A 24,303-nucleotide genomic window follows, 5' to 3' on the forward strand; every position below is an offset into this window, starting at 1 on the left:
CCGTGACCGACAACCCCGGCGCCACCGTGACGACCGTATTGGTCGCCAACCGCGGAGAGATCGCCCGAAGAGTGTTCGCGACGTGCCGTCGTGCCGGACTCGGCACGGTGGCGGTCTATTCCGACGCGGACGCACACAGCCCCCACGTCCGCGAAGCCGACGTCGCGGTCCGGTTGCCCGGCGCGAGCCCGTCCGACACCTATCTGCGCGGTGACGCGATCGTCGCCGCCGCGCTCGCCGCAGGTGCGGATGCTGTGCATCCCGGGTACGGATTCCTCTCCGAGAACGCCGAGTTCGCGAGGCAGGTGATCGAGGCGGGTCTCACCTGGGTCGGTCCGTCGCCCGACTCGATCGCCCGGATGGGTTCGAAGATCGAGGCGAAGAAGATCATGGCCGCGGCCGGCGTGCCGGTCCTTCCCGAACTCGAGCCCGGGGCGGTCACCACCGACGACCTGCCGGTGCTCGTGAAAGCCTCGTCGGGAGGCGGCGGACGGGGCATGCGTGTCGTGCGTACGCTCGACGAACTGCCCGCCCAACTCGCCGCGGCGAGTCGCGAGGCGGGTGCGGCCTTCGGTGATCCCACAGTGTTCTGCGAACGGTATCTGGAACACGGCCGCCACATCGAAGTGCAGATTCTCGCCGACCGGCACGGCACCGTATGGACGCTCGGCGAACGCGAATGCTCGGTACAGCGACGCCATCAGAAGGTCGTCGAAGAGGCACCGTCGCCACTGGTCGAGGCGACCGAGGGCATGCGCGACGCAGTGTTCTACGCAGCCCGGCGCGCGGCCACGGCGATCGGGTACGAAGGTGCCGGAACCGTCGAATTCCTTGCGTCCGGTCCCGCACAGGGATCCGATAGGGGGGAGTTCTACTTCCTCGAGATGAACACCCGCCTGCAAGTCGAACATCCGGTCACCGAATGCACGACCGGTGTGGATCTGGTGGGGCTGCAGATCGATGTCGCATCCGGTGGGGAACTCGCAGCCGAACCGCCTCTGCCCTCGGGTCATTCGATCGAGGTCCGTCTCTACGCGGAGGACCCCGCCCACGACTGGCAACCCCAGTCCGGCGTGTTGCACCGGTTCGCCGTGCCGGCCGCGACCGAGGAGTTCGCACCGCTGCGATTGCCGGGGATCCGGGTCGATGCGGGCGTGGTCGACGGCTCGGACATCGGAGTGCACTACGACCCGATGCTCGCGAAAGTGATCTCCTGGGCTCCGACGCGGGCTGCCGCGGCACGCATGCTCGCGCGCGCCGTGGCCGATGCGCGGCTGCACGGACCGAGGACCAACCGTGATCTCCTGGTGCGCGTGCTCAGGCACCCCGCATTCCTCGCCGGAGACACCGACACCGCGTTCTTCGATACCCATGATCTGGCGGTGCTCGCTGCGCCGCTGGCCGATGCCGAATCCGAACGGATCGGCGCCCTCGTCGCCGCCCTCGCCGACGCAGCGGCCAATCGCGAATCTGCTACCGTCGCAAGGACGTTGCCCGGGGGATGGCGTAATCTCGCGTCGTCGTTCCAGGTGAAGACGTACGCGGGCGACCGGGACGAGCACGAGATCCGCTACCGGTTCGGTCGCGACGGACTCATGACCGATGCCGTCGACGACGTCCGGGTTCTCGCATACGACCCGCACCGCGTGGTCCTCGACATCGACGGACTCCGTCGCGAGTTCGAGGTCGCGCGGTACGGCGACGTCGTGCATGTCGACTCGTCGCTGGGCCCGGTCTGCCTGCGCGCGATTCCGCGATTCACCGACGCTGCGGCGGTGGTGCCGACCGGGTCGTTGCTGGCACCGATGCCCGGGTCGGTGATACGGCTCGGCGCTGCCGTGGGCGACACCGTCACCGCCGGACAGCCGGTGCTGTGGCTCGAAGCCATGAAGATGGAACACACCGTCACTGCCCCCGTCGCGGGAACCCTCACCGTCCTGGAGGTCGACATCGGCACCCAGGTGGCGATGGGATCGGTCCTCGCCGTCGTCACGACCGGCGACGCACCCGCGCGACCCGCCACAGACCCGTCCGAAATATCCACAATTCCAGCCCCGTCCGAACACCCTCGTACCCCCGGAGAGATCTCATGAGCGTCATCGAAACCGAAGAACAGAAGGAACTGCGCGCCTCCGTCGCAGCACTCGCCGAGCGTTACAACTACGTCGACTACGTGCTGCCCAAGTCGCGCCGGCACGAGCCGCTCACCGAACTGTGGAACGAAGCGGCCAAGCTCGGGTTCCTCGGCGTCAACCTTCCCGAGGAATACGGCGGCGGCGGTGCCGGGATCTACGAGTTGGCGCTCGTGCAGGAAGAACTGTCGGCGAAGGGCGCCGGTCTGTTGCTGGTCGTGGTTTCGCCCGCCATCTGCGGCACGATCATCTCCAAGTACGGCACCGACGACCAGAAGCAGGAGTGGTTACCGGGTCTCGCCGACGGCTCGAGGATCATGGCATTCGGTATCACCGAAGCCGACGCCGGATCGAACTCGCACAAGATCACCACCGTCGCGGCGCGCGACGGGGACGACTGGATTCTCTCGGGCAGCAAGGTCTACATCTCGGGCGTCGACCAGGCCGACGCGGTGCTGGTGGTCGCCCGCACCGAGGACGCCAAGACCGGCAAACTGCGGCCCGCACTGTTCATCGTGCCGACCGATACTCCGGGGTTCGTCAAGACCCCGATGGAGATGGACATCATCGAGCCGGACTACCAGTTCAGCCTGTTCTTCGACCAGGTGCGGCTGCCGTCGACGGCACTGGTCGGCGAGCCGGAAGCGGCACTGATGCAGTTGTTCGCGGGCCTGAACCCCGAACGCATCATGGGTGCGGCGATGGCTGTGGGAATGGGCCGCTTCGCGATCGACTCGGCGGTGCGGTACGCGAAGGAACGCACCGTCTGGAAGGCTCCGATCGGTGCGCACCAGGGCATCGCGCATCCGTTGGCGCAGCGCAAGATCGAGATCGAACTCGCCAAACTGATGATGCAGAAGGCCGCCGTGCTCTACGACAACGGTGACGATTTCGGTGCTGCCGAAGCCGCGAACATGGCCAAGTACGCCGCGGCGGAAGCGGCGATCGGCTCGCTCGACCAGGCGATCCAGACGCACGGTGGTGCCGGCCTGACCCGCGAGTACGGACTGTCCGCCATGCTCGGGGCGGCACGCATCGCGCGGATCGCGCCGGTGAGCCGGGAGATGATCCTCAACTTCGTGTCCCAGCATTCGCTCGGGCTGCCGCGGTCGTACTAGGAGGCGAGATGCCGGACCCCGATATCGCCGGGCACGCGTCGGCCCCGGTCGTGCGGTACTCGGTGGCGGAGGGCGCAGCGACGCTCACGCTCGATTCGCCGCACAACCGCAACGCGATCTCGTCCGCGATGGTGCACCAGCTACGCGTCGGCCTCGATGCGGCCGCGAGTGACACCGCCGTGCGGGCGGTGGTTCTCACCCATACGGGTGGAACCTTCTGTGCCGGCGCCGATCTCGGCGAGTCCTCGGGGAGTCCGGACGAGGCGGCCGCGCAGCGGACCCACGACATGGTGGGTCTGCTGCGCGGCATCCTCGAACTGCCCAAGCCGGTGGTCGGTGTGATCGACGGCCATGTCCGTGCCGGCGGAATGGGTCTTGTTGCAGCATGCGACATCGTCGTTGCGGGGTCCCGCGCGACGTTCGCGCTGACCGAGACCCGGCTCGGCCTGGCGGCGTCGATCGTCTCGCTCACCGTTCTGCCGAAAATGACGCCGCGCGCCGCGGGCCGTTACTTCCTCACCGGAGAACGCTTCGGGCCGGAGGACGCGGCGGCACACGGACTCGTCACACTCGTGTCCGAGGATCCGGCGACGCGGGCAGCAGACGTGATCGCGGATCTGCGGGAGTGCTCCCCGCAGGGCCTCGCGGAGTCGAAGCACTTGCTCACCATGCGGATGCTCGACGATTTCGATCGATACGCCGAGGGACTGGCCGCGCAGTCCGCGCGGTTGTTCGGCTCGGCCGAAGCGGTGGAGGGTGTCACCGCCTTTCTGCAGAAACGGCCCCCGTCGTGGTCCCCGGGACGGTGAGGGAGGCCGGCCCCTACGCTGGTCGGCATGATGAGTGCGCCGAGCGAACCCCGTCGACGCGCGGAGCAGCAACGCGGCCGTGCCACCCGCGTCACCATCCTGGATGCCGCTGTGTCCGTGCTGGTCGAGCACGGATACTCGAACGCCACCACCGTCCGTATCCAGGCTGCGGCGGGTGTCTCTCGTGGCCGGCTCCTGCACCATTTCCCCAGTCGCGATTCGCTCCTGGTCGCGTCGGTGCATCACCTTGCGGCGCAGCGCGTCCAGGATCTCGGGCACGACCAGGAGTGGCCCGACGACCCGGTCGCGCGGGTCGCGCTGGCGGTGGACCTGATGTGGCTGCACTTCCGGCAGCCGTATTTCTGGGCCTCGATGGAACTGTGGCTCGCGGCCCGCTCCCACGAAGAACTCCGCCGCGAATTGATACCGCTCGAACGGACTCTCGGCGGGATGATCAAGGCGCAGACCGATCGGTTCTTCGGCAGCGACTTCATCGGGCTCCCGCGCTACCGCGTGGTGCGCGATCTCGTCTACAGCAGCATGCGGGGGATCGCCCTCGGTTATGCGATCGATCCCCGCGATCCGGACGCGGACCCGAATCTCGTGGTGTGGCGTGAACAGTTCGAGGATCTTCTGCGGCGGTGATCCGTCACCGGGTGTCGACGACATCCTCGAGTACCTGCGACAACACCCGGTTCAGCGACCATCGCAGGACGGAGACGTCCTGAGCGGGAAGAGTTTGCTGATAACCGATCAGGGCGAACATCGCGAGATGCGCGAATCTGTGCGCGTCGTCCCCCGGGCCGAGGATCGCGGCGGTGGACTCGGCCACCACGTCGAATCGCTGCCGGTCCACGAGGGCCTGGATGTCGCGCACGGCGTGATCGCTGTACGCCCAGCCCCGGATCGCCGATTCGGCGGGATGCGGAAGCTTGCACGCGAAGTCGATGAGCATCTCGAGCCGGCGCCGGGGAGAACCTTCGAGCCGTGCGGTCTCGGCCAGTTGCAGGGTCTGCCTGTCGAGCCAGTTCTGAAGGAACTCTTTCTCGAAGTCGGCCCAGCTCGCGAAGTAGTTGTAGAACGACCCGGTGGTGACCTCGAGGTGTGCGCACAGGCGTGCCTGCTTGAGTCCCGCGTGGGCGTGCGTCGCAAGAATGTCGAGGGCGGCGGTGAAATAGTCTTCGCGCCTGACAATCGTCGCCACGTGGGTTCCCCTTTCGTCCGGTGCGTCGTCCCGCTGTTCGGGCAGGCTACGTTCGTACGGTCTCGACGTGATCTCATTCCGTCGGGTCGTGGGACATCGAGGCGGCGTTCCGGGCGCCGAATGCTCTCCGGCGGGCATCCCTGCGGGGCGAGGATCGAGGAGGACGGGTGACGCGCGAACCCAAGCAGGACCGCAGTCGAGCGACGCGTCTGCGCCTGCTCGAATCCACGATAGATTGCCTGGCCGAGTTCGGCTGGGCGGCGACCACCGTCGGCGTCGTCGCGGAACGCGCCGGAGTGTCGCGCGGGGCGACCCAGCACCATTTCCCCACCCGTGAGGATCTCATCACGGCTGCTCTCGATTTCATGTTCGACAGCCGGATGGAACGCGCCCGGAACGAGACGCCCGACGTGCCGCCCGGCAGCGCTCGCACCGAGGCGGTCGTGTCGCGTCTCGTCGAGCAGTACACCGGCAATCTGTTCAACGCGGCGTTGCAGGTCTGGACCGCCGCGGCGGCGGATCCCGCGCTGCGCGAACGCCTTCTCCCGCTCGAGGAGCGTTTCGGCCGGGTCGCGCACAAGGTGGCTGTCGAACAACTCGGCGCGGACGACTCCGATCCGGTGGTGCACCGCATGGTGCAGGCGACTCTGGACCTCGCCCGTGGCCTCGGCCTGGCCGACGTCCTCACCGACGACTCGGTGCGACGCCGCGAGATCGTCAGGCACTGGGCGGCCCAGCTCGACACCGTGCTGGAAGACGCCCGGCGTCGGCGCGCAGCAGGCCCTGCGGCTCGGTAGTGTCTCGGCCATGTCCTTCGAGCGGACCGGTAGCAGAGCGGCGACGGCGGCCCTGGCATTCCTGGCGATGCTCGTCGCGGCCGGATGCGGCTCCGGCGACGATGCCGCAGACCAGGGGCAGACCTCGACGACATCGGCTGTGACCGAGCCGGGCCCGCTTTTCGGGGAGTGCGGGTCGCTGACCGACGACGAGGTGGCGAATGCGTTCGCGCTCGGTCCGTTCTCGTCCGTCACACGCAACTCCGTCGGCTGTGAGTGGGAACTCTTCGTGGGTGGGCCGAGCGTGAGTTTCAGCTGGTATCGGGGAAGCCCGATCGGCAGGGAACGGGCCGGGTCCGATCTGATCGGCCGTCCTGCAACGGATGTCGAGGTCGGGGGCAATCCCGGCTTCCTGGGTTCGTCCCAGTCGCTGGACGGGCAGACGACCCTGTGCGAGATCGGGGTGCAGTTCGGCGGCGACTTCATCCATTGGTCCGTCTCCTACGGGAACTTCCCGCCCGCGGCCGACGCATGTGCCGTCGCTCGCAGCCTCGCGGAGACCAGCGTCGACAGGGCGCAGCAGTGATGCGCCGGGTCCCGCTCCGGCCGGCCGGTCGTCGTCTCGGCGCCGGCATGGCAGCGCTGGCGGTATGCGCCACGGTGCTCACCGGATGCTCCCGGACGATCGAGGGCCGCGCGGTGCAGGAAGGTGCGGGTGGCGGCGGAAACACCGAGGAATTCACCCGGCTGCTCACCGAGTGCGACGCGGTCGCGGACCCGCAGATCGCCGAGGCGGTCGGAGCCGAAGCGGTGTACCGGGGGTTCTTCGGAGCGATCTGCCGGTGGGAGGGCGACGGGCCCGGCGGCGTCGTGAAGGTCACCTTCAACTGGTTCGAGACGGGCTCGCTCGACCACGAGCGCTCCGCTGCCGAACACCTCGGGTACACGGTGGAGAACACCACGGTGGAGGGACGACGGGCCCTGCAGATGCGCCGGCCCGACGACCCGTCGTCGTGCGGGGTGAGTTCGGGTGCCTCGACGACCGGTATCTTCGGCTGGTGGGTGCAGTACCAGGGCGGTGGGCCGGACCCCTGCGAGGCCGCTGCTACCTTGGCACGGCTCACCTTGAACCTCAGCAGCTGACCGTGGCTGGGGCCGACCAGGGTCGAGCGGGTCCTCGGTTGCCTACCTCACTTTGACCTGATGCTCGCCAGCCGGGTATCGTTGTGGGTCGTGTCCGGCAAGCCCGGACCGGTCTGTGTGCCTATGCGAGGTAGTGCCGTGCGCGTCGTCTGTAGAAGTCTGCAGTTACGAGTTCCCGGCTGCCTGTGTGGGGGTACGCGACACACCCGACCTCGTGTGCACACGAGGGGCGAGTGAGGGGCAGCTAGCTCTCTTGTCCCAACCGATGGATCCCTAATTTCAGAACAGCCAGTGTTGCTCGTGTGAGCAGCTCCAGACAACGAAGAAAGCCGGTTAATGCCAACCATCAATCAGCTGGTCCGTAAGGGCCGCCGCGACAAGACCGTCAAGGTCAAGAGCGCGGCCCTCAAGGGCAGCCCGCAGCGTCGCGGCGTGTGCACTCGCGTGTACACCACCACCCCGAAGAAGCCGAACTCGGCTCTTCGTAAGGTCGCCCGCGTGCGCCTCACCAGCTCTGTCGAGGTCACCGCGTACATCCCGGGTGAAGGCCACAACCTCCAGGAGCACTCGATGGTGCTCGTGCGTGGCGGTCGTGTGAAGGACCTTCCCGGTGTCCGCTACAAGATCATCCGCGGCTCGCTCGACACCCAGGGTGTCAAGAACCGCAAGCAGGCCCGTAGCCGCTACGGAGCGAAGAAGGAGAAGGCCTGATGCCACGTAAGGGTCCCGCTCCCAAGCGTCCACTGATCGCCGACCCGGTTTACGGGTCCCCGCTGGTCACCCAGCTGGTCAACAAGATCCTGATGGACGGCAAGAAGTCCACTGCAGAGCGCATCGTCTACCAGGCGCTCGAGCAGGCACGTGAGAAGACCGGTACCGATCCGGTCGTCACCCTCAAGCGCGCGCTCGACAACGTCAAGCCCGCCCTCGAGGTTCGTAGCCGCCGCGTCGGTGGTGCCACCTACCAGGTGCCGGTCGAGGTTCGCCCCGGCCGTTCCACCACCCTCGCACTTCGGTGGCTGGTCACGTTCGCACGTCAGCGTCGTGAAAAGACCATGGTGGAGCGCCTCGCCAACGAGCTCCTCGATGCGAGCAACGGCCTCGGTGCCGCTGTGAAGCGTCGCGAAGACACGCACAAGATGGCTGAAGCCAACAAGGCGTTCGCGCACTACCGCTGGTGAGTCGAGGCCGGTCGGGAGGCACCGTGATCCGGACCTCCCGATCGGCTGCTCGCACAACTGTGTCGGTCCCGTAAAGGCCGGCTGACAACACAAGAACATGGGTCCGCACAAAAGGACCGACACTAGCTACGAGCGGGGTTACCTGTGGCACAGGAAGTGCTGACCGACCTGAACAAGGTCCGCAACATCGGCATCATGGCGCACATCGATGCCGGCAAGACCACCACGACAGAGCGCATCCTCTTCTACACCGGTGTGAACTACAAGATCGGTGAAACCCACGACGGTGCTTCGACCACCGACTGGATGGAGCAGGAGAAGGAGCGTGGTATCACCATCACCTCCGCCGCCGTCACCTGTTTCTGGAACAACAACCAGATCAACATCATCGATACGCCCGGCCACGTCGACTTCACGGTCGAGGTCGAGCGGTCCCTGCGCGTCCTCGACGGCGCCGTTGCCGTCTTCGACGGCAAGGAAGGCGTCGAGCCCCAGTCCGAGCAGGTCTGGCGCCAGGCTGCCAAGTACGACGTTCCGCGCATCTGCTTCGTCAACAAGATGGACAAGATGGGCGCGGACTTCTTCTTCACCGTGCAGACCATCATCGACCGTCTCGGCGCGAAGCCGCTGGTCCTGCAGCTCCCGATCGGTGCCGAGGATGCCTTCGACGGCGTCGTCGACCTGGTCGAGATGCGTGCGCTGACCTGGCGTGGCGTCACCGAGATCGGCACTCCGCCGACGATCGAGGAGATCCCCGCCGATCTCGTCGAGCTGGCTGCGGAATACCGCGAGAAGCTTCTCGAGACGGTTGCCGAGTCCGACGAAGAGCTCATGGAGAAGTACTTCGGCGGTGAAGAGCTCACGGTCGACGAGATCAAGGGCGCCATCCGCAAGCTCACCGTGGCCTCCGAGCTGTACCCGGTCATCTGTGGCACCGCGTTCAAGAACAAGGGCATCCAGCCCATGCTCGACGCTGTCATCGACTACCTGCCGACTCCGCTGGACATCGGCGAGGTCGAGGGTCACAAGCTGAACGACGAGGAGACTATCCTCACTCGTAAGCCGAGCAAGGACGAGCCGTTCTCGGCTCTCGCGTTCAAGATCGCGGCGCACCCGTTCTTCGGCAAGCTCACCTTCGTGCGCGTCTACTCGGGTCGTATCGATCCGGGTGCCCAGGTGCTCAACGCCACCAAGGGCAAGAAGGAGCGCATCGGCAAGCTCTTCCAGATGCACGCCAACAAGGAGAACCCGGTCGACGAGGCCGTGGCCGGCCACATCTACGCGATGATCGGCCTGAAGGACACCACGACCGGTGACACCCTGTGCGACCAGGCGAACCCGATCGTCCTCGAGTCGATGACGTTCCCGGACCCGGTCATCCAGGTCTCGATCGAGCCGAAGACCAAGTCCGACCAGGAGAAGCTGGGCACCGCGATCCAGAAGCTCGCCGAAGAGGACCCGACCTTCTCGGTCGAGCTCGACGAGGAGACCGGCCAGACCGTCATCGGCGGTATGGGCGAGCTCCACCTCGACATCCTCGTCGACCGCATGCGTCGCGAGTTCAAGGTCGAGGCGAACGTCGGCAAGCCGCAGGTCGCGTACCGCGAGACGATCACCAAGCCGGTCGAGAAGCTCGAGTTCACGCACAAGAAGCAGACCGGTGGCTCCGGCCAGTTCGCGAAGGTCATCATCGCCCTCGCGCCGTTCCGCGGCGAAGACGGCGCGACCTACGAGTTCGAGAACAAGGTCTCCGGCGGTCGTGTGCCCCGCGAGTACATCCCGTCGGTCGACGCGGGTGCGCAGGACGCGATGCAGTACGGCGTGCTCGCCGGCTACCCGCTGGTGAACGTCAAGGTCACGCTCCTCGACGGTGCGTACCACGACGTCGACTCGTCCGAAATGGCGTTCAAGATCGCCGGCTCGCAGGCCCTGAAGGAAGCGGCTCGCAAGGCTGCTCCGGTCATCCTCGAACCGCTCATGGCTGTCGAGGTCACCACCCCCGAGGATTACATGGGTGAAGTGATCGGCGACCTCAACTCCCGCCGTGGCCAGATTCAGGCCATGGAGGAACGCAGTGGTGCCCGTGTCGTGAAGGCGCTGGTTCCGCTCTCGGAGATGTTCGGTTACATCGGTGACCTTCGGTCGAAGACCCAGGGCCGCGCGAACTTCTCCATGGTGTTCGATTCCTACGCAGAGGTTCCGTCGAACGTCTCGAAGGAAATCATCGCCAAGGCGACCGGCGAGTAGCCTTCGGGTTATCCCCTCGGTCACCTGCACGACCAAGTAATACAAACCGCACTGCTGCATACTGCAAGCAACAACAGTCCAGGAGGACATTCCAGTGGCTAAGGCGAAGTTCGAGCGGACCAAGCCGCACGTGAACATCGGCACCATCGGTCACGTCGACCATGGCAAGACCACCACGACGGCCGCCATCACCAAGGTGCTGGCAGACAAATTCCCGGACCTGAACGAGAGCTTCGCGTTCGACCAGATCGACAAGGCTCCCGAGGAGAAGGCTCGTGGCATCACGATCAACATCTCCCACGTGGAGTACCAGACCGAGAAGCGTCACTACGCGCACGTCGACGCCCCGGGTCACGCGGACTACATCAAGAACATGATCACGGGTGCCGCCCAGATGGACGGCGCAATCCTGGTCGTGGCTGCAACCGACGGCCCGATGCCCCAGACGCGTGAGCACGTGCTGCTCGCTCGCCAGGTCGGCGTGCCGTACATCCTCGTCGCGCTGAACAAGGCCGACATGGTCGACGACGAGGAAATCCTCGAGCTCGTCGAGATGGAGGTCCGCGAGCTCCTCGCTTCGCAGGAGTTCGACGAGAACGCTCCCGTCGTCCCGATCTCTGCTCTCAAGGCACTCGAGGGTGACGAGAAGTGGGTTCAGTCGATCGTCGACCTCATGCAGGCCGTCGACGACTCCATCCCGGACCCGGTCCGCGAGACCGACAAGCCGTTCCTCATGCCCGTCGAGGACGTCTTCACGATCACCGGCCGCGGCACGGTCGTCACCGGCCGTATCGAGCGTGGCGTTGTCAACGTCAACGAAGAGGTCGAGATCGTCGGCATCAAGGAGACCTCGACCAAGACCACGGTCACCGGTATCGAGATGTTCCGCAAGCTGCTCGATCAGGGCCAGGCGGGCGACAACGTCGGCCTCCTCGTCCGCGGCATCAAGCGCGAGGACGTCGAGCGTGGCCAGGTCGTCGTCAAGCCCGGCACCACGACTCCCCACACGGAGTTCGAGGGCCAGGCTTACATCCTCAACAAGGAAGAGGGCGGCCGCCACACGCCGTTCTTCAACAACTACCGTTCGCAGTTCTACTTCCGTACCACGGACGTGACGGGCGTTGTTACCCTTCCCGAGGGCACCGAGATGGTCATGCCCGGTGACAACACCGAGATGTCCGTCAAGCTGATCCAGCCGATCGCCATGGACGAGGGCCTTCGCTTCGCTATCCGCGAGGGTGGTCGTACCGTCGGCGCCGGTCGCGTCACGAAGATCATCAAGTGAGCTAGTTCTCACTGACGCCAACGGCGTCCACCCTTCGGGGTGGACGCCGTTCGGCGTTTCAGGACCGGTGGGCGATGCGGCCGGCGGGTGCCGTCAGTCGTGTTCGGAATGCGGCGGATCGAGATGCAGCAGCACCTGCGTCGCCACCCTGGCACCGCCGAGTGCGCACGCGGCGCGTTCCGCGGTGTCCTCGGCGTGCGCGGTGAACTCGGCGACGTCGATTCCCGGCTCGGCATGCACGACCACCGACAGCGTGGGCAGGTGACGTTCCACCACCGCGCGGCCGCGCGCCGACCGCACGCCCGGCAGCCCGGCGAGTTCGCGTGCTACTCCCTCCGCGACCGGGCCCAGTTCCACACCGAGCGTCGCGTCCGTCACCTCGTCGAACAGTTGCACCGTCGAAGTGCGACGGCGGGACAGGTTGACCACGAGCAGCACGATGCCGATCGCGGCCCCCACGGCGAAGACTGTCCACAGTGCGGGTGTCCACCAGTCCTGGTCGGGAACGTCGATGACGCGTGGCCGGTCGAGTTGCGAGAGCCGGTCTCGCGCGAGGGGAACCTCCCACAGCCAGGCGAGCGCGAACGCGCCGATTCCGAGCAGGGCGAAGCCCGTCACGAGTGCGAAGAAACGGTTGGCCAGCACCGTACGGAGTTTCATCGGCGCGTTCCTCCCACGGCGTTCGCCCGCGTCTCTGCGGGGGTGATCTTCACGATCAGTGGAAGGGGATCGGCGAGAAGCGAGAGATTCGGTTCGACCTCGGCGCGCACGGTCGCGGTGAGTTCGGCGACCGGCACTTCGGGGTCGGCGACTATCCGCACCACCGCGCGCCGGCGATCGACCACAGTCCGCGCGGTGCGTACACCGGGGAGCGCCGACGCCCGGGCACTGCACATGCGGGCGACGTCGGTACGCCGCATCCACACCGTGTCCACGGGACCGGAGACTCGGAGCGGGAGGTGGGTGCGTCGCCGTGGCTTGATCGCCGCGAACAGCAGCGCGGCACCGAGCAGCACGAGCACCGCGGCCACCGGACCGATCCACGGTTCCCAGTGCAGCCTGCCGAACCACTCGAACGCGTTGCGGAGCCACGGCGCTCCGGCGTAGGTGCCGCGCACGATGAGAAGCTCGCGGGCGGCGACGAACGAGAGTCCGAGCGCACCGATCGCGATGAGCGCCGCAGCCGGCGCCGCCGCCGGGGTCGCGAGCGGGGGCAGCGGTTGCACGACCGGTATCCGCGCGCGGGACTCGGTGTGAGCGACGATGTCCGATTCGAGGTACTCGACAGGCACGGATTGCTCGGCCGGTTCGTCCTCGCGTGCCTGGGGCGTCGCGGCGACGAGGACGTTCAGTTCGGTGACGTGGAGACCCGTGTAGTCGTGCAGGTGACGCGCGACGGCGTCGTGCACCCTCCGCGTCAGTGCCGCTGCGTCGTAAGGCCATTCGGCGGCGATGAAGAGATTCACCGCGACCGCCCGTCCGCCGGTGGTCACATCGGCACGAGGAAGTTCCCGGCCCGTGAGCAGACTCAGGTTGCCGGTGTGCCGGACCACGCCGGGAACCTGGAGTGCGGCCGACGCGGCGATGCGTTCGACTGCGCGGTCCTTGATGACGAGGGTGCCGCGGTTCCCGACCGTGTCGATGTCGTCGAGCGTGGAGCCCGGCAGTGGCCCGGTCTCCGTGGGGACGCCATCAGCCACGGCCGCGGCTCCGCAGAATCGCACCGAGGTCGAGCAGACCGTCCCGGTGTGCACCGATTGCGGCACCGAGCGCGCCGAGAAGGACCGCGAACAGCAGTCCGCTGACGCCCCCGAAGATCCCGGCAAGAGCGAGGAGGAGACCGGCGATCAGGCCGACCGCGGTGTTGCCGGTGGGAGTGTGGTTCACGGGGACACCTGTTTCTGTTCGAGGTGGACGTCTTCGATCGTCACATGCACCGGAGGGCCGACGACCGCTTCGACGAGCGCTCGCACGGTGTCGGCGAGGGCCGGCAGATCGGCGGGGTATTCCGCGGTGATGTGCACGGCGCACCCCTCGGGTCCGAGCCGGATCCCGGGGATCCGGCGTCCCGGCAGGTAGGTCGCGACCGATCCGAACGGGCCGCTGTTGAGCCCGGCGACGCCTGCGACACCCCTGACGATCTCGGCGACGAGGTCTGCGACCTCGGGGTCGGGATGCGTACGGGGGTCCGCGCCGGGAGACGAGGTCACTGCACTCGAGGCTTGAGCTCGTCGGCTGCTGCCGCCTCGTCGTACAGCACCACGTCGAAGACGGTGATGTTGACTTCCGTGACCTCGAGACCGGTCATCCGTTCGACGGCCGTGATCACGTTGTGCCGGATCGCGATCGCCAGCTCGTGGAGCGCCACGCCGTACTCCGCGACGATGCCGATGTCGATCGCTGCCTGTTTCTCGCCGACCTCGACCGCGACGCCCTGCCCGTGGTTGATTCGTGCTCCCGGGATGCGGTCGCGCAAGGCGCCCACCACCCGGGCGGTCCCCGCCCCGACGTCGAACACGCCGCTGACCTCGCGTGTCGCGATGCCTGCGATCTTGGCGACCACCGCGTCGGCGATGATCGTCCGACCCTGGCTGTCGAGGGGACCGGAGAACGAACCGGTACCGAACTGGATGCGGCTGATTCCTGCGCCGCTGTCGCTGGTCATGAGTGCTCCTCGTGCCGTGTGGGTCGTGGGGAACGTGCGGGCCGTGCGTTGTCCATCATTATCCGCCCGGTGAGGGTGATATGCCGGGCAGGACCGCCACCGTGTTGTGCTGCGGGGTATTTCGGTGTTGCCGGGATCGGCGCGCTGTTCAGCCCTGTACGTGCGTTTGGTATGAAGAGTGCACGCACACGGGTGGCAGAGGTCACGCCGCGATGAGGAGGATGTACCAGGTGGCAGTCGAACGGATCGTAATAGCAGGAGCCGGACTCGCGGGTGTGCGAACCGCGGAGGAGTTGCGACGCGCGGGGTACGAGGGCGAGATCGTTCTGCTCGACGACGAGGGCCACCTGCCCTACGACCGGCCCCCGCTGTCGAAGGATGTCATCCGCGGCGAGCGGGAGGACACCACGCTGCGCCCGGCCGAGTTCTTCGACGAGCAGCGCATCGACCTGCGGCTCGGCGCCGCCGCACGCTCGGTCGACACCGACGCCCGCACCGTGACACTCGCCGACGGCACCGAACTCGCCTACGACGAGCTGGTCGTCGCCACGGGTCTGCGAGCACGGCGCATCCCGGGCCTGCCCGATCTCGACGGCGTCCACGTCCTGCGGTCGGTGGACGACAGCCGCGCCTTGCGGGCCGCGATCGTCCCCGGCGTGCGGGCATTGGTCGTCGGCGCCGGATTCATCGGATGCGAGGTCACCGCCAGCCTGCGGGCACTGGGCGTCGACGTCGTCCTGCTCGAGCCGCAGCCGACGCCGCTCGCGTCGGTGCTCGGCACCGAGGTCGGTTCCCTCGTGGCACGACTGCATACCGACGCCGGAGTCGACCTGCGTGCAGGAGTCGGGCTCGCCGAACTGCGCGGCGACGGCCACGTCACCTCTGCCGTGCTCGGGGACGGCACCGAGATCGACGTGGATCTCGTCGTGCTGGGTATCGGATCGGTGCCTGTCACCGAGTGGCTCGAGGGCTCGGGGATCGAACTGGACAACGGGGTCGTGTGCGACGACACGGGCAAGGCGTCCGCGCCGCACGTCTGGGCCGTCGGCGACGTCGCGTCGTGGCAGGTTCCCGGTGGTGCCCGCAAACGTGTCGAGCACTGGACCAGTGCGGGCGAGCAGGCCACCGTGCTCGCGAAGAAGATCGTCACGGGGGAGTCCGGGGGCGCCCGCCAGGTGCCCTACTTCTGGAGCGACCAGTACGACATCAAGATCCAGGGCCTGGGTGCGGTTCGCGCCGACGACACCGTGCACGTGGTGCGCGACGACGGACGTAAGTTCCTCGCGTACTACGAGCGAGAGGGCCGCCTCGTCGGTGTCGTCGGTGGCGGGCTGCCCGCGCAGGTGATGAAGACCCGGATGAAGATCGCCGCCGGCGCGCCCATCGAGGAGTTGCTCGCGGCCGTGTGAGCACTCGAAGCCGTATGCCTGAACACCGCCGCGACCGGGAAGGGCTAGATTCGTAGGGTGATCGTTGCGCTCATCGACTCGGGATTCGGTCTGCTGCCGACTGCTGCGTGGCTGCGCCGGATGCGTCCGGATCTCGACTTGCTGCTGTCGATGGACCCGGAGTGCGCTCCCTGGGGACCGAAACCGGCCGACTGGGTGTCCGACCGGGTGGTGACCACCGCCCGGCGCGCCGTCGACCGCGGCGCCGACGCGGTGGTGCTGCCGTGCAACACGGCGTCGGTGACCGCGCTGGACGACGTGCGCGCCGCGCTCGGTGACGATGTTCCCGTGATCGGAACCGTGCCCGCGATCAAGCCTGCCGCGGCCGTGTGCACGTCGGTGGCGATCTGGGCGACGGCCGCGACGACCGCGAGTCGTTACCAGGCCGACCTCATCGAGAAGTTCGGGAACGGCAGCGAGGTCGTGGGCGTCGCATGTCACGGACTCGCCGACGCCATCGACCGGGGTGACCGGGAAGGCGCCGACCGGGCGATCGCCGATGCCGCGGCGCGCACTCCGGACGACGTCGAGGGCATCGTCCTCGGCTGCACCCACTACCCCCTGGTGGCGGACTCGATCCTCGCCCGGTTTCCGGAGGGTGTGCGCTTGTTCGACAGCGCCGAAGCGGTCGCCAGGCAGACGCTGCGTCGTATCGCCGACCTCGATGCGGACGAGCCGGGCACCCGCGAGTTCGGCGACCGTTCCGGAGCCTCCGGGCGCGTCGAGGTGTACCTCAGCGGTAAGCGCGGTGCCCTCCCGCCCGGAGCGGAGGCGTTCGCGGCTGGCCGGGAACTGCTCACTGCTACGACTACGCCGTAGGAGCACACAGCGCGACGGTGTGGTCTGCCCACACATCGAGCAGCGCATGGTGGTGGCTGATCGCAAGGACGCCGAGCCCACGGCGGGTTTCCTCGCTGATGAGTTCGGTGAGTGCCGCGGTGGTGACGGGGTCGAGCATGGCAGTCATCTCGTCACAGATCAGATAGCGCGGTTGCTGCACGAGCGCACGAGCGAGACACGCGCGCTGGAGTTGCCCGTCGGAGACCTGGTGCGGTCGCCGGGCGAGGAGGTCGTCGGTGAGCCCGACGCGGGTCGCGGCGTCTCGTACGAGGTCGGGCATGCCTCGGCGGATCCGGATAGGTTCGGCGATGATCCGCGCCAGCGTCCATCTGTACGTCACGGCCGCTCGAGGTGCTTGGAACAGCATTGCCACGGCACCCGGCTCGGCAGCGTGCACCGGGATGCCGTCGACCGTGACCTGTCCCGATCCGGCGGGATGCAGGCCTGTGAGTACGCGAGCCAGGGTGGTCTTTCCGCTCCCGGATGATCCTGTGAGGCCCACGACCGCACCGGTCGGGATGTCGATGGAAACATCGGTGAGTACGGGATATGACGGGTCGTGGCTTGCAGTGATGCGATCGGCGCGCAGGCTCATGATCGGACATCGATCAATCGCCGTACGGAGCGGTCGCCGTGCCGGGTGATGTGTGTAGGTCCGCCGGAGAATCCGGTGGCAGGGCGGCGCAGATGGTAGACGCAGTCGTCGGGTAGATCGGTCAACGTCGGTGGTGTGCCGGGGATCGAGTGCAAGCCGCCGGATGGAAGTGCAGCGAGCAGATCCTGGGTGTACGGGTGCCACGGGTCGCGGAACACGCACTCGGTCGGGCCGGTCTCGACGATGCGCGACGCGTACATGACCGCGACCTCGTCGGAACGGCCGGGCAGGGTGGCGAGGTCGTGACTGATCAGGAGGACCGCGGCGCCCGCGTCGGCCGCCCCGCGCAGTAGTCGCAGGGTGTGCTCGGTCAGTGCGGGATCGAGGTTCGAGGTCGGCTCGTCGGCGATGATGACCTCGGGGTCGCCCGCAAGCGCGAAGGCGGCGGCGGCGCGTTGCGCCATGCCGCCGGACAACTCGTGTGGATAGAGACGTGCAACCTCCGGCTCGAGACCGACCTGCTCCAGCAGCGCATCAGGACCGTACATGGCACCGAGATGGTGACAGGTTTCGCCGAGTTGGGCACCGACAGTGCGCACCGGAGTCAGATAGGTCGCAGCAGACTGAGGAATCCAGCCGACGGAGCGGCCCCGGATCTTCCGCCAGGCGGATGGGGTCGCGGCCGTGAGGTCGACATCAGGACTGCCTGCTCGGTGGAGGACGACGTTCCCGGTCGTCTCGGCACCGTACGGAAGAAGGCCGCAAAGTGCATACCCTACAACAGATTTGCCACATCCAGATTCTCCGACCAGCGCGAGTATCCGGCCCTCCTCGAGAGTGAGGCAGACGTCGCTGGCGGCATGTACGACGCCGGAGTCGCTGGGGATACGCACTGTCAGACCGGACATCGTGACCTTGGCGGTGGACGTCATCGGACTGCCCTTTCCGGTACGGAGGGAACGATGCGGCTACGTGCTGTCGCACCCACCGCTGCGACGAGCAGGGTGGTGATGACGAGCGCCGCAGCAGGGAACACCAGGGTCCACCAGGAGCCGGTGAGGACGGCGGCGCGGGCGTCCTGCAACAACGTGCCGAGTGAAGCCCGATCGGGAGGAAGACCGAGACCGAGAAAGGACAGTGTCGACTCGTGCCAGATCGCGTGGGGCAGGAGCAGTACTACTGCGACGAGGGCCTGCCCGGCGGCCGCAGGAACGAGATGGGTAACAGTCACCCGGGTGCGGGTGGCGCCAGCGAGTCGGGCAGCTTCGATGTAGGTTCCCGTGCGCGCGGTCCTGACCTCGGCACGCGCTATGCGCGCGACCTGTGTCCAGTGCGTCAAGGCGATCGACGCGACGATCGCTATGACGTTGCCGGGATAGAGAGCAACGATCGCGATGCCGAGCAACAGGTGCGGAAGCGCGTTGATCCCGTCCACCAGTCGCATCACGACCCGGTCGGTCCATCCTCCGAGAGCTCCCGCCGCCACTCCGACCGCGACCCCCAGCACTGTGGACACGACCGCACATGCTGCGGCGATCAGCAACGAGACCCGCAATCCGGCCGCGGTGCGCACGAACAGGTCACGTCCCGCCGGGTCTGTGCCGAACCAATGAGAACTCGAGGGGGGCCGATGGGCGGCCGCGAAATCCGTCAGCCTCAGGTCACCGCCGGCGAAGAGGGGAACGGCGACGGCGTACAGGGCGATTGCGGAGAGGCCGGCGAGGGACCACACGAGAAGGTAGGAGTGTCCCTGCCCCGGTGTCCTCTGCCACAGCCGGAACCCGTGGGCGCGCGTTGCGTCAAGAGCCATCGGCGACCACCCGAGGATCGATGAGCGCGTGGGCCACATCGGCGAGCAACGAGCCGACGAGCACAAGCAAAGTGGTGCCGACCGTCAGTGTTGCGAGCAGCGCGAAGTCGAGTTCCCGCGCTGCCGTGACCACACTCCCTGCCAGGCCGGGCCAGGAGAACACTTCTTCGACGATCGCGGCGCCGACGAGCAACTCGGGCAGTCGCAGGCCGACGACCGTGGTGAAAGGTCCGAGTGCGACCGGCAGGATATGGCGGCGTACAACGACTGTTTCCGGTAGGCCACGCGCGCGGGCACCCAGCACGGCGTCGGAGCCTGCCGCGGCACGGACCGACTCTCGCAGCGAAAGCAGGAGCCACGGTAATACCGAAACGGTGAGGACCGCACCGGGAAGAATCAGGTGGCGAAGAGTCTGGGGGAGGCTGGGGTCTTCGCCCGGGGAGGTCAGCCCTGCCACCGGAAGCCACCTCAGGGTGACGGCGAATACGGCAACCGCCCCGAGGGACAGCACGAATGGCGGTACGGCCTGTACCAGGTTCGCGGCGAATGCGGCTCCGCGGTCGAGTACGCCGCCGGGATGCAGACCCGTCCAGATTCCGGCGAGGAGCGCGACGAGGATTGCCGTGGTGAGCGCGGTGCCGGACAGCAGCAGCGTCCATGGGGCTCGCTGGGCAACAACCTCGGATACCGGCTGGGCGTAAGCCCGCGAATACCCCATGTCACCTCTGAAGGCACGACCGATCCAGGTGGTCCACTGGTGCCACCACGGTGTGTCGAGCTGGAGTTGGGTCGCCAATTGTTCTTTGTCGGCGGTCGACATGGTGAGGTAGCGATCCCCGAGAATCCCGGCGAGGGGATCGAACGGTGATCGAGACGCGAGTGCAAACAGACCGAATGAGGTTGCGAGGGTGAGGGGAGCGACGAACAGTATTCGCCGGAAGACCATTCGGATGACTCCCCGCCGTCGTCGACTGCGGGGCGCAGCGGCCGTTGCGCGATCCGGGGGCTGGGACGCCGTGTCCCGCTTCCCTGTAGCAGTGGTCGTCATCCCGTGGCTGTCCATTCTTCGAGATTCCACCAGGGCCCCCAGGAGACACCGTGACTGTGCGGCTCGAGAATCGGTTCGCTTCCGGTGAATTCGCTCTCGACCGAGACGTAGGTGTGGTCGAGGAACACGAGCATCACGTACCCGGGATCGTCGACGTATGCGTTCTGCACGGTCCGATACTGTGCCGTACGTTCATCGGACTCGGTGGCGCGCCGCGCGCTATCGAGGGCATCGTCGACGAGGGGATTGCTGTAGTCGGAGGCGTTGTCGTACGGAGAGCCGGCATCGTCCCGTGCGAACGTCGAGTGCAAAGTGTTGTAGAGCTGCGGATCGGGGTCGTACGGCATATCGCCTCCTCCGAGCAGCACCGCGTTCTCGGAGAGCCGGTCCGGCACGTTCGAGCGGTCCACCGCCGCAACGTCCACCCGCACGCCGATTCGATCGACCTCGGTGGCGAAAGCTTGAGCCAGATCTCGACGCAACGTGTCTTCGGGAAAATACATGACCGTGAATGTTGCTTGTTGCCCGCCCTTTTCGCGAACACCCGAGGGTGTCTCGCGCCAGCCCCCTTCGTTCAGGATCCGTTCGGCTTCTGCCGGGTCGAATTCGAACGTCGCTGTGGGCTCGTATGCGTCGCCGTACACCTCGGGCAATGGTGTCGATGCGGGGCGACCGTATCCTGCCAGGACGTGCTCGACGAGGTCCTCGCGGTCGACCGCGCGGTTGAGTGCAGCGCGGATTGCGGGGTCGCCCGTGACCGGATTACCGGAGGGAAGACTCACCGCGCGCCAGTCCGCCGACGTATTCGCCGTGACTGTGGTGCCCTCGCGTCCCTCGAATGTCGCCGCGAGTCGCGGCGGCAGGTTTGTGCCCGCGATCTCCCCGGCGGCCATCCGCTGTGCGCGGGCGTTGTCGTCCGGGATGTATACCACCGTCAACGGGGAAATCTCGGGCACGCCGCCCCAGTACGTGTCGTTGGCCTCGAAAACTGCCTGGTCCGGACGCAGGGAGACCAACCTGTACGGGCCCGTGCCGACCGGATCGATGTTGAGTGTCGACTCGGTGGCGGGACCACCTGTCAGCCGTTCCGAGGGAGCGATACCGAGGAGCAGCTTCGTGGGCATCGCCGCGAACGGGTAATGCAATTCGAATCGCACCTGCAGGGGTTCGACGATATCGATCGATCGGATCATGTCGAAGGATGTGGCGAGTGGCGACGCGGATGCCGGGTCGAGGATCGCGCGGTATGTGGCAGCAACATCGGCTGCGTCGAAGGTCGTTCCGTCGGTGAAGGTGACATCGTCGCGCAGGTGCACTGTCCAAGTCGTACCGTTGTCGCCGACGGTGGGCATCCGGGCCGCAAGGGCGGGTTCGAAGGTAGGGATCCCGTCACCGCCCGCGAGGCTCAGAAGGCCATCGTAGATCTTGGAATCTCCCGCTTCGCCGTGACCCGCGACCGGGTTGTAGGCCCCGAGTTCATAAGCGTCCCCGAGGATCAGGCCGTTCGCGGTGGTCGGCCCGCTCCCGGCCGGTGAGGAGGCCCCGCATGCCGTCGCTGCGGTGGTCATGACGACGGCAACCGAAAGCAGGAAGCGATATCTCGAAATCACTTGTGTCCCTTCGCCAGACTTGCTGGATCGAGCCGGTAGCCCTGCTCATCTGCTCATCTGCTCATCTGCTCATCTGTGCAGATCCGCAGCTGTGAGGGTCGGAGCCGTCGCTTCCTTTCTCTCGAATGTGACGCCTGACAGTCCCGGGCGCAGCTGCTTCCCAGGGGACACCTGGAGGGAGGCGAAGCACCCACTCCGGGGAACGCATTGTCGAATGCCGCAAAGTTAACAGGAATGCTGAAGGGCGGACGCTGTTTCCGCGGGATCCTTCGTGTTCGATATCCACGACGCATTTCGTCCTACCGGTTCAGCGGCAACGGGTTCGGACAACTCGGTCTGTCCGGACACTCGTGCAGGCGGCGAGGACGTAGGCTCGTCCACGTGACCGACGACCTGTCCGCAAAGGACGTTCGCGCGGCGCTCGACGCCCTCGGCGATCCTGACGGAGCCGCCGGGATGGGACGCTTCTTCAAGACCGGGCCCGGCGAGTACGGCGAGGGCGACGTCTTTCTGGGACTGCGGGTGCCGCAGACCCGTGCCGTGGTCCGGAAGTTCCGCGACCTGCCGATCGAGGAGTCGCGTCTTCTTCTGGACAGCGCTGTCCACGAACACCGTCTCGCCGGCCTGCTGATCCTCGTGGACAGGTATACGCGCGACCCGGTCTCACGTCGCCGGGTGGTCGAGGTATACCTCGACGCTCTCCGCTGCGGACGGGTGAACAACTGGGATCTCGTCGACGCCTCGTCCGATCACATCGTGGGTGAATGGATCCACGCGAATCCGGCCGATGCCGGGTTGCTCACGACGCTGGTCGACGACCCCGACCTGTGGCGGCGACGTGCCGGGCTGCTCGCCACGTTCGCCTTCGTCAAGAGGGGAGAGGCCGGCCCGACGCTCATGATGGCCGAGCGTGTCCTCGACGACCGCCGGGATCTGATCCAGAAGGCGGCAGGCTGGATGCTGCGTGAGGTCGGCAAACGCGTGGACCGCGACGCCCTGCTCGACTTTCTCGAGCGTCACGCGGCCGCGATGGGCCGGACGGCACTGAGTTACGCCACCGAGCATCTCGACGCGGAGGAACGCGCCCGGCTCCGCGGGTTGCGCTGACGAGACGTGAGCGGCACCCGGCGATGCCGGCCACGCCTCGACGTGCGGCTCAGAACTCGATCTTGAGGTGGTCGGTGACCGGACGTGCCTGGCATCCCAGGATGTAGCCCGCCTCGATGTCCTCCGGGTCGAGCACGTCGCAGTTCTCCATCTCGACCTTGCCTTCGAGGACGGTGCACGCGCACGATCCGCACTCGCCCTCCTGGCAGGAGTAGGGAACGTCGATGCCCTTGGCGAGCATGATGTCGACGAGCGTCTGCTTGCGGGGCCAGGTCAGGTTGTGGACCTCACCGTCGAGTTCGACCTCGACGGTCGCCGCGTCCGCGGCTTCTTCGTCGCTGACCTCGACGGGCGCGTGGTCGGCGAAGGGATCGCCGGACAACGAGTTGAACACTTCGGCGTGGACCTGAGTCCGCGCCATCCCGATGCTCGAGAGCGCCTGATGCACGGTGTCCATGAACGGTCCCGGCCCGCACATGAACGCCTCACGATCGGAGTACGGCGCTGCGAGTGTTGCGAGCTGGTCGGCGCTGGGAAGACCCTGCACGGATTCGAGCCAGTGGACGACGGTCAATCGGGTCGGGTACTTCTCGGCGAGCATCCGCAGTTCCTCGGCGAAGATGACCGATGCTTCGTCACGGTTGGCGTAGATCAGCGCGACCTTGCCCGATCCCTGCGTCAGCGCGGACTTGAGGATCGCGATGACGGGGGTGATACCGCTGCCTGCCCCGAACAGCACGAAGTCGTGGTCGAAGGACTTGGGGGTGAACACCCCGGCGGGCGGCAGAACCTCGAGGGTGTCGCCCACCGCGACGGTGTCGCAGAGCCAGTTCGACCCGTAGCCGTCGGACGTGCGCTTGACGGTGACCTTGGGGGCATCGTCGGTGTGCGGTGAACTCGCGAGGGAGTAGCAGCGCGCCACCGAGCCGGTGCGCTCGCTGGGAATCCGCAGGGTGAGGAACTGGCCCGGCTTGTACGCGAACTTGTCGCGGAGTTCGTCGGGGACGGCGAAGACGATCGACTTCGCGTCGGCGGTTTCCTCGACGACGGCGGAGACGGTGAGTACCACCGATCGCGAGCCGTGGGGCACCTCGACAGTCGTCATGGCGTGTGTCGTCCTCTCGTGCATACCGTGCGGGAGCAGTGGCGCCACCCCGGGTGTTCCCGTTCCGGGATGTTCTGGAACACCCCGAAATCTAGAACCCGTTCTAGTTAAGGGTAGCAGCCTGTTGTAGCCCCAGAAACGGTACCGGGTGCGCCCGAGGGCACCCCCGCCTGTCCCGCA

26 protein-coding genes are annotated in these 24,303 nt (G+C 66.9%); 14 read left to right on the forward strand and 12 right to left on the reverse strand.

All coding sequences use genetic code 11. From position 1 onward, the window contains the following. Positions 1 to 2: 2 nt before the first annotated feature. The 4 genes from HF877_RS02265 to HF877_RS02280 are packed head-to-tail and all read left to right on the forward strand — an operon-like array spanning position 3 to position 4,704. Positions 3 to 2,093, forward strand: a complete 2,091-nt coding sequence (locus HF877_RS02265) for a biotin carboxylase N-terminal domain-containing protein (RefSeq protein WP_169619519.1) — start codon at positions 3 to 5, stop codon at positions 2,091 to 2,093. After that, on the forward strand, positions 2,090 to 3,250 hold the full coding sequence (locus HF877_RS02270; RefSeq protein WP_169619520.1) for an acyl-CoA dehydrogenase family protein: 1,161 nt from the start codon (positions 2,090 to 2,092) through the stop codon (positions 3,248 to 3,250). Before HF877_RS02265 ends, HF877_RS02270 begins: the two co-directional genes overlap by 4 nt. An 8-nt stretch (positions 3,251 to 3,258) precedes the next feature. Continuing rightward, the gene (locus tag HF877_RS02275) at positions 3,259 to 4,059 is read left to right on the forward strand and encodes an enoyl-CoA hydratase family protein (protein WP_169619521.1); all 801 of its coding nucleotides are present in this window, start codon (positions 3,259 to 3,261) and stop codon (positions 4,057 to 4,059) included. Between the two features lie 30 nt (positions 4,060 to 4,089). Then, positions 4,090 to 4,704 carry a TetR/AcrR family transcriptional regulator gene (locus HF877_RS02280; protein ID WP_169619624.1) on the forward strand — a complete coding sequence of 205 codons (615 nt, stop codon included), beginning with the start codon at positions 4,090 to 4,092 and terminating at the stop codon, positions 4,702 to 4,704. A gap of 4 nt (positions 4,705 to 4,708) precedes the next feature. On the opposite strand, the gene HF877_RS02285 is transcribed toward HF877_RS02280, so the two are convergent. Then, complete coding sequence (locus HF877_RS02285) at positions 4,709 to 5,263, reverse strand: TetR/AcrR family transcriptional regulator (protein WP_169619522.1); 555 nt, start codon at positions 5,261 to 5,263, stop codon at positions 4,709 to 4,711. 167 nt (positions 5,264 to 5,430) lie between these two features. Here HF877_RS02285 and HF877_RS02290 point away from each other — a divergent pair, with 167 nt between their 5' ends. The 7 genes from HF877_RS02290 (at position 5,431) to tuf (ending at position 11,895) form a co-directional block, all read left to right on the forward strand. Continuing rightward, positions 5,431 to 6,060 (forward strand): TetR/AcrR family transcriptional regulator, encoded by a 630-nt coding sequence (locus tag HF877_RS02290; RefSeq protein WP_169619523.1) that lies wholly within the window; start codon positions 5,431 to 5,433, stop codon positions 6,058 to 6,060. 10 nt (positions 6,061 to 6,070) lie between these two features. Continuing rightward, positions 6,071 to 6,625, forward strand: coding sequence for a DUF3558 domain-containing protein (locus HF877_RS02295; RefSeq protein WP_240951861.1), 555 nt, complete (start codon positions 6,071 to 6,073; stop codon positions 6,623 to 6,625). A 47-nt stretch (positions 6,626 to 6,672) separates the two neighbouring features. Beyond that, entirely contained in the window at positions 6,673 to 7,182 is a 510-nt protein-coding gene (locus tag HF877_RS02300) for a DUF3558 domain-containing protein (protein WP_169619626.1), read from the forward strand. A gap of 336 nt (positions 7,183 to 7,518) precedes the next feature. Further along, entirely contained in the window at positions 7,519 to 7,893 is a 375-nt protein-coding gene (rpsL, locus tag HF877_RS02305; RefSeq protein ID WP_072704519.1) for a 30S ribosomal protein S12, read from the forward strand. After that, entirely contained in the window at positions 7,893 to 8,363 is a 471-nt protein-coding gene (rpsG, locus tag HF877_RS02310; RefSeq protein WP_072704522.1) for a 30S ribosomal protein S7, read from the forward strand. Before rpsL ends, rpsG begins: the two co-directional genes overlap by 1 nt. Positions 8,364 to 8,507: 144 nt before the next feature. Continuing rightward, a complete protein-coding gene (gene fusA, locus HF877_RS02315) occupies positions 8,508 to 10,610 on the forward strand; it encodes an elongation factor G (RefSeq protein WP_169619524.1) in 2,103 nt (700 codons plus the stop codon). A 94-nt stretch (positions 10,611 to 10,704) separates the two neighbouring features. Further along, entirely contained in the window at positions 10,705 to 11,895 is a 1,191-nt protein-coding gene (tuf, locus tag HF877_RS02320; RefSeq protein WP_169619525.1) for an elongation factor Tu, read from the forward strand. 93 nt (positions 11,896 to 11,988) lie between these two features. Here tuf and HF877_RS02325 read toward each other — a convergent pair whose 3' ends face one another. From HF877_RS02325 to HF877_RS02345, 5 genes are read right to left on the reverse strand one after another with little or no spacing between them, the layout of a single operon-like run. After that, a complete protein-coding gene (locus HF877_RS02325) occupies positions 11,989 to 12,555 on the reverse strand; it encodes a hypothetical protein (protein ID WP_169619526.1) in 567 nt (188 codons plus the stop codon). After that, positions 12,552 to 13,595, reverse strand: coding sequence for an Asp23/Gls24 family envelope stress response protein (locus tag HF877_RS02330; protein ID WP_169619527.1), 1,044 nt, complete (start codon positions 13,593 to 13,595; stop codon positions 12,552 to 12,554). The genes HF877_RS02325 and HF877_RS02330 overlap by 4 nt, the downstream gene beginning before the upstream one ends. Then, entirely contained in the window at positions 13,588 to 13,782 is a 195-nt protein-coding gene (locus HF877_RS02335; RefSeq protein ID WP_169619528.1) for a DUF2273 domain-containing protein, read from the reverse strand. The genes HF877_RS02330 and HF877_RS02335 overlap by 8 nt, the downstream gene beginning before the upstream one ends. Then, positions 13,779 to 14,105, reverse strand: coding sequence for a hypothetical protein (locus HF877_RS02340; RefSeq protein ID WP_346765037.1), 327 nt, complete (start codon positions 14,103 to 14,105; stop codon positions 13,779 to 13,781). Before HF877_RS02340 ends, HF877_RS02335 begins: the two co-directional genes overlap by 4 nt. Beyond that, on the reverse strand, positions 14,102 to 14,560 hold the full coding sequence (locus tag HF877_RS02345) for an Asp23/Gls24 family envelope stress response protein (RefSeq protein WP_169619529.1): 459 nt from the start codon (positions 14,558 to 14,560) through the stop codon (positions 14,102 to 14,104). The genes HF877_RS02340 and HF877_RS02345 overlap by 4 nt, the downstream gene beginning before the upstream one ends. Positions 14,561 to 14,790: 230 nt before the next feature. Between HF877_RS02345 and HF877_RS02350 the strand changes: the two genes are divergently transcribed. Together HF877_RS02350 and HF877_RS02355 are read left to right on the forward strand one after the other, a co-directional pair. Next, positions 14,791 to 15,969, forward strand: a complete 1,179-nt coding sequence (locus HF877_RS02350) for an FAD-dependent oxidoreductase (protein WP_346765038.1) — start codon at positions 14,791 to 14,793, stop codon at positions 15,967 to 15,969. A 57-nt stretch (positions 15,970 to 16,026) separates the two neighbouring features. Further along, positions 16,027 to 16,827 (forward strand): aspartate/glutamate racemase family protein, encoded by an 801-nt coding sequence (locus tag HF877_RS02355; protein ID WP_169619531.1) that lies wholly within the window; start codon positions 16,027 to 16,029, stop codon positions 16,825 to 16,827. Here the strand turns inward: HF877_RS02355 and HF877_RS02360 are convergent. The 5 genes from HF877_RS02360 to HF877_RS02380 all read right to left on the reverse strand — a co-directional run bounded on the left by HF877_RS02360 (position 16,817) and on the right by HF877_RS02380 (position 21,911). Next, positions 16,817 to 17,443 (reverse strand): ATP-binding cassette domain-containing protein, encoded by a 627-nt coding sequence (locus HF877_RS02360; protein WP_169619532.1) that lies wholly within the window; start codon positions 17,441 to 17,443, stop codon positions 16,817 to 16,819. The two genes, HF877_RS02355 and HF877_RS02360, sit on opposite strands and share 11 nt — an antisense overlap. After that, entirely contained in the window at positions 17,440 to 18,375 is a 936-nt protein-coding gene (locus tag HF877_RS02365) for an ABC transporter ATP-binding protein (protein WP_169619533.1), read from the reverse strand. Before HF877_RS02365 ends, HF877_RS02360 begins: the two co-directional genes overlap by 4 nt. Then, entirely contained in the window at positions 18,372 to 19,253 is an 882-nt protein-coding gene (locus tag HF877_RS02370; RefSeq protein ID WP_169619534.1) for an ABC transporter permease, read from the reverse strand. Before HF877_RS02370 ends, HF877_RS02365 begins: the two co-directional genes overlap by 4 nt. Continuing rightward, complete coding sequence (locus HF877_RS02375) at positions 19,243 to 20,199, reverse strand: ABC transporter permease (protein ID WP_169619535.1); 957 nt, start codon at positions 20,197 to 20,199, stop codon at positions 19,243 to 19,245. The genes HF877_RS02370 and HF877_RS02375 overlap by 11 nt, the downstream gene beginning before the upstream one ends. 98 nt (positions 20,200 to 20,297) lie before the next feature. After that, positions 20,298 to 21,911, reverse strand: a complete 1,614-nt coding sequence (locus tag HF877_RS02380; protein ID WP_346765039.1) for an ABC transporter substrate-binding protein — start codon at positions 21,909 to 21,911, stop codon at positions 20,298 to 20,300. A 381-nt stretch (positions 21,912 to 22,292) separates the two neighbouring features. On the opposite strand from HF877_RS02380, the gene HF877_RS02385 reads away from it, so the two are divergent. Continuing rightward, positions 22,293 to 23,018: a DNA alkylation repair protein gene (locus HF877_RS02385; protein WP_169651241.1), complete on the forward strand. Its 726-nt coding sequence runs from the start codon at positions 22,293 to 22,295 to the stop codon at positions 23,016 to 23,018. Between the two features lie 49 nt (positions 23,019 to 23,067). Here HF877_RS02385 and HF877_RS02390 read toward each other — a convergent pair whose 3' ends face one another. Further along, positions 23,068 to 24,123 carry a ferredoxin--NADP reductase gene (locus HF877_RS02390; RefSeq protein ID WP_169619537.1) on the reverse strand — a complete coding sequence of 352 codons (1,056 nt, stop codon included), beginning with the start codon at positions 24,121 to 24,123 and terminating at the stop codon, positions 23,068 to 23,070. Positions 24,124 to 24,303: the final 180 nt, after the last annotated feature.

Source organism: Rhodococcus sp. BL-253-APC-6A1W (assembly GCF_012843405.1).
Classification (GTDB): domain Bacteria; phylum Actinomycetota; class Actinomycetes; order Mycobacteriales; family Mycobacteriaceae; genus Rhodococcus.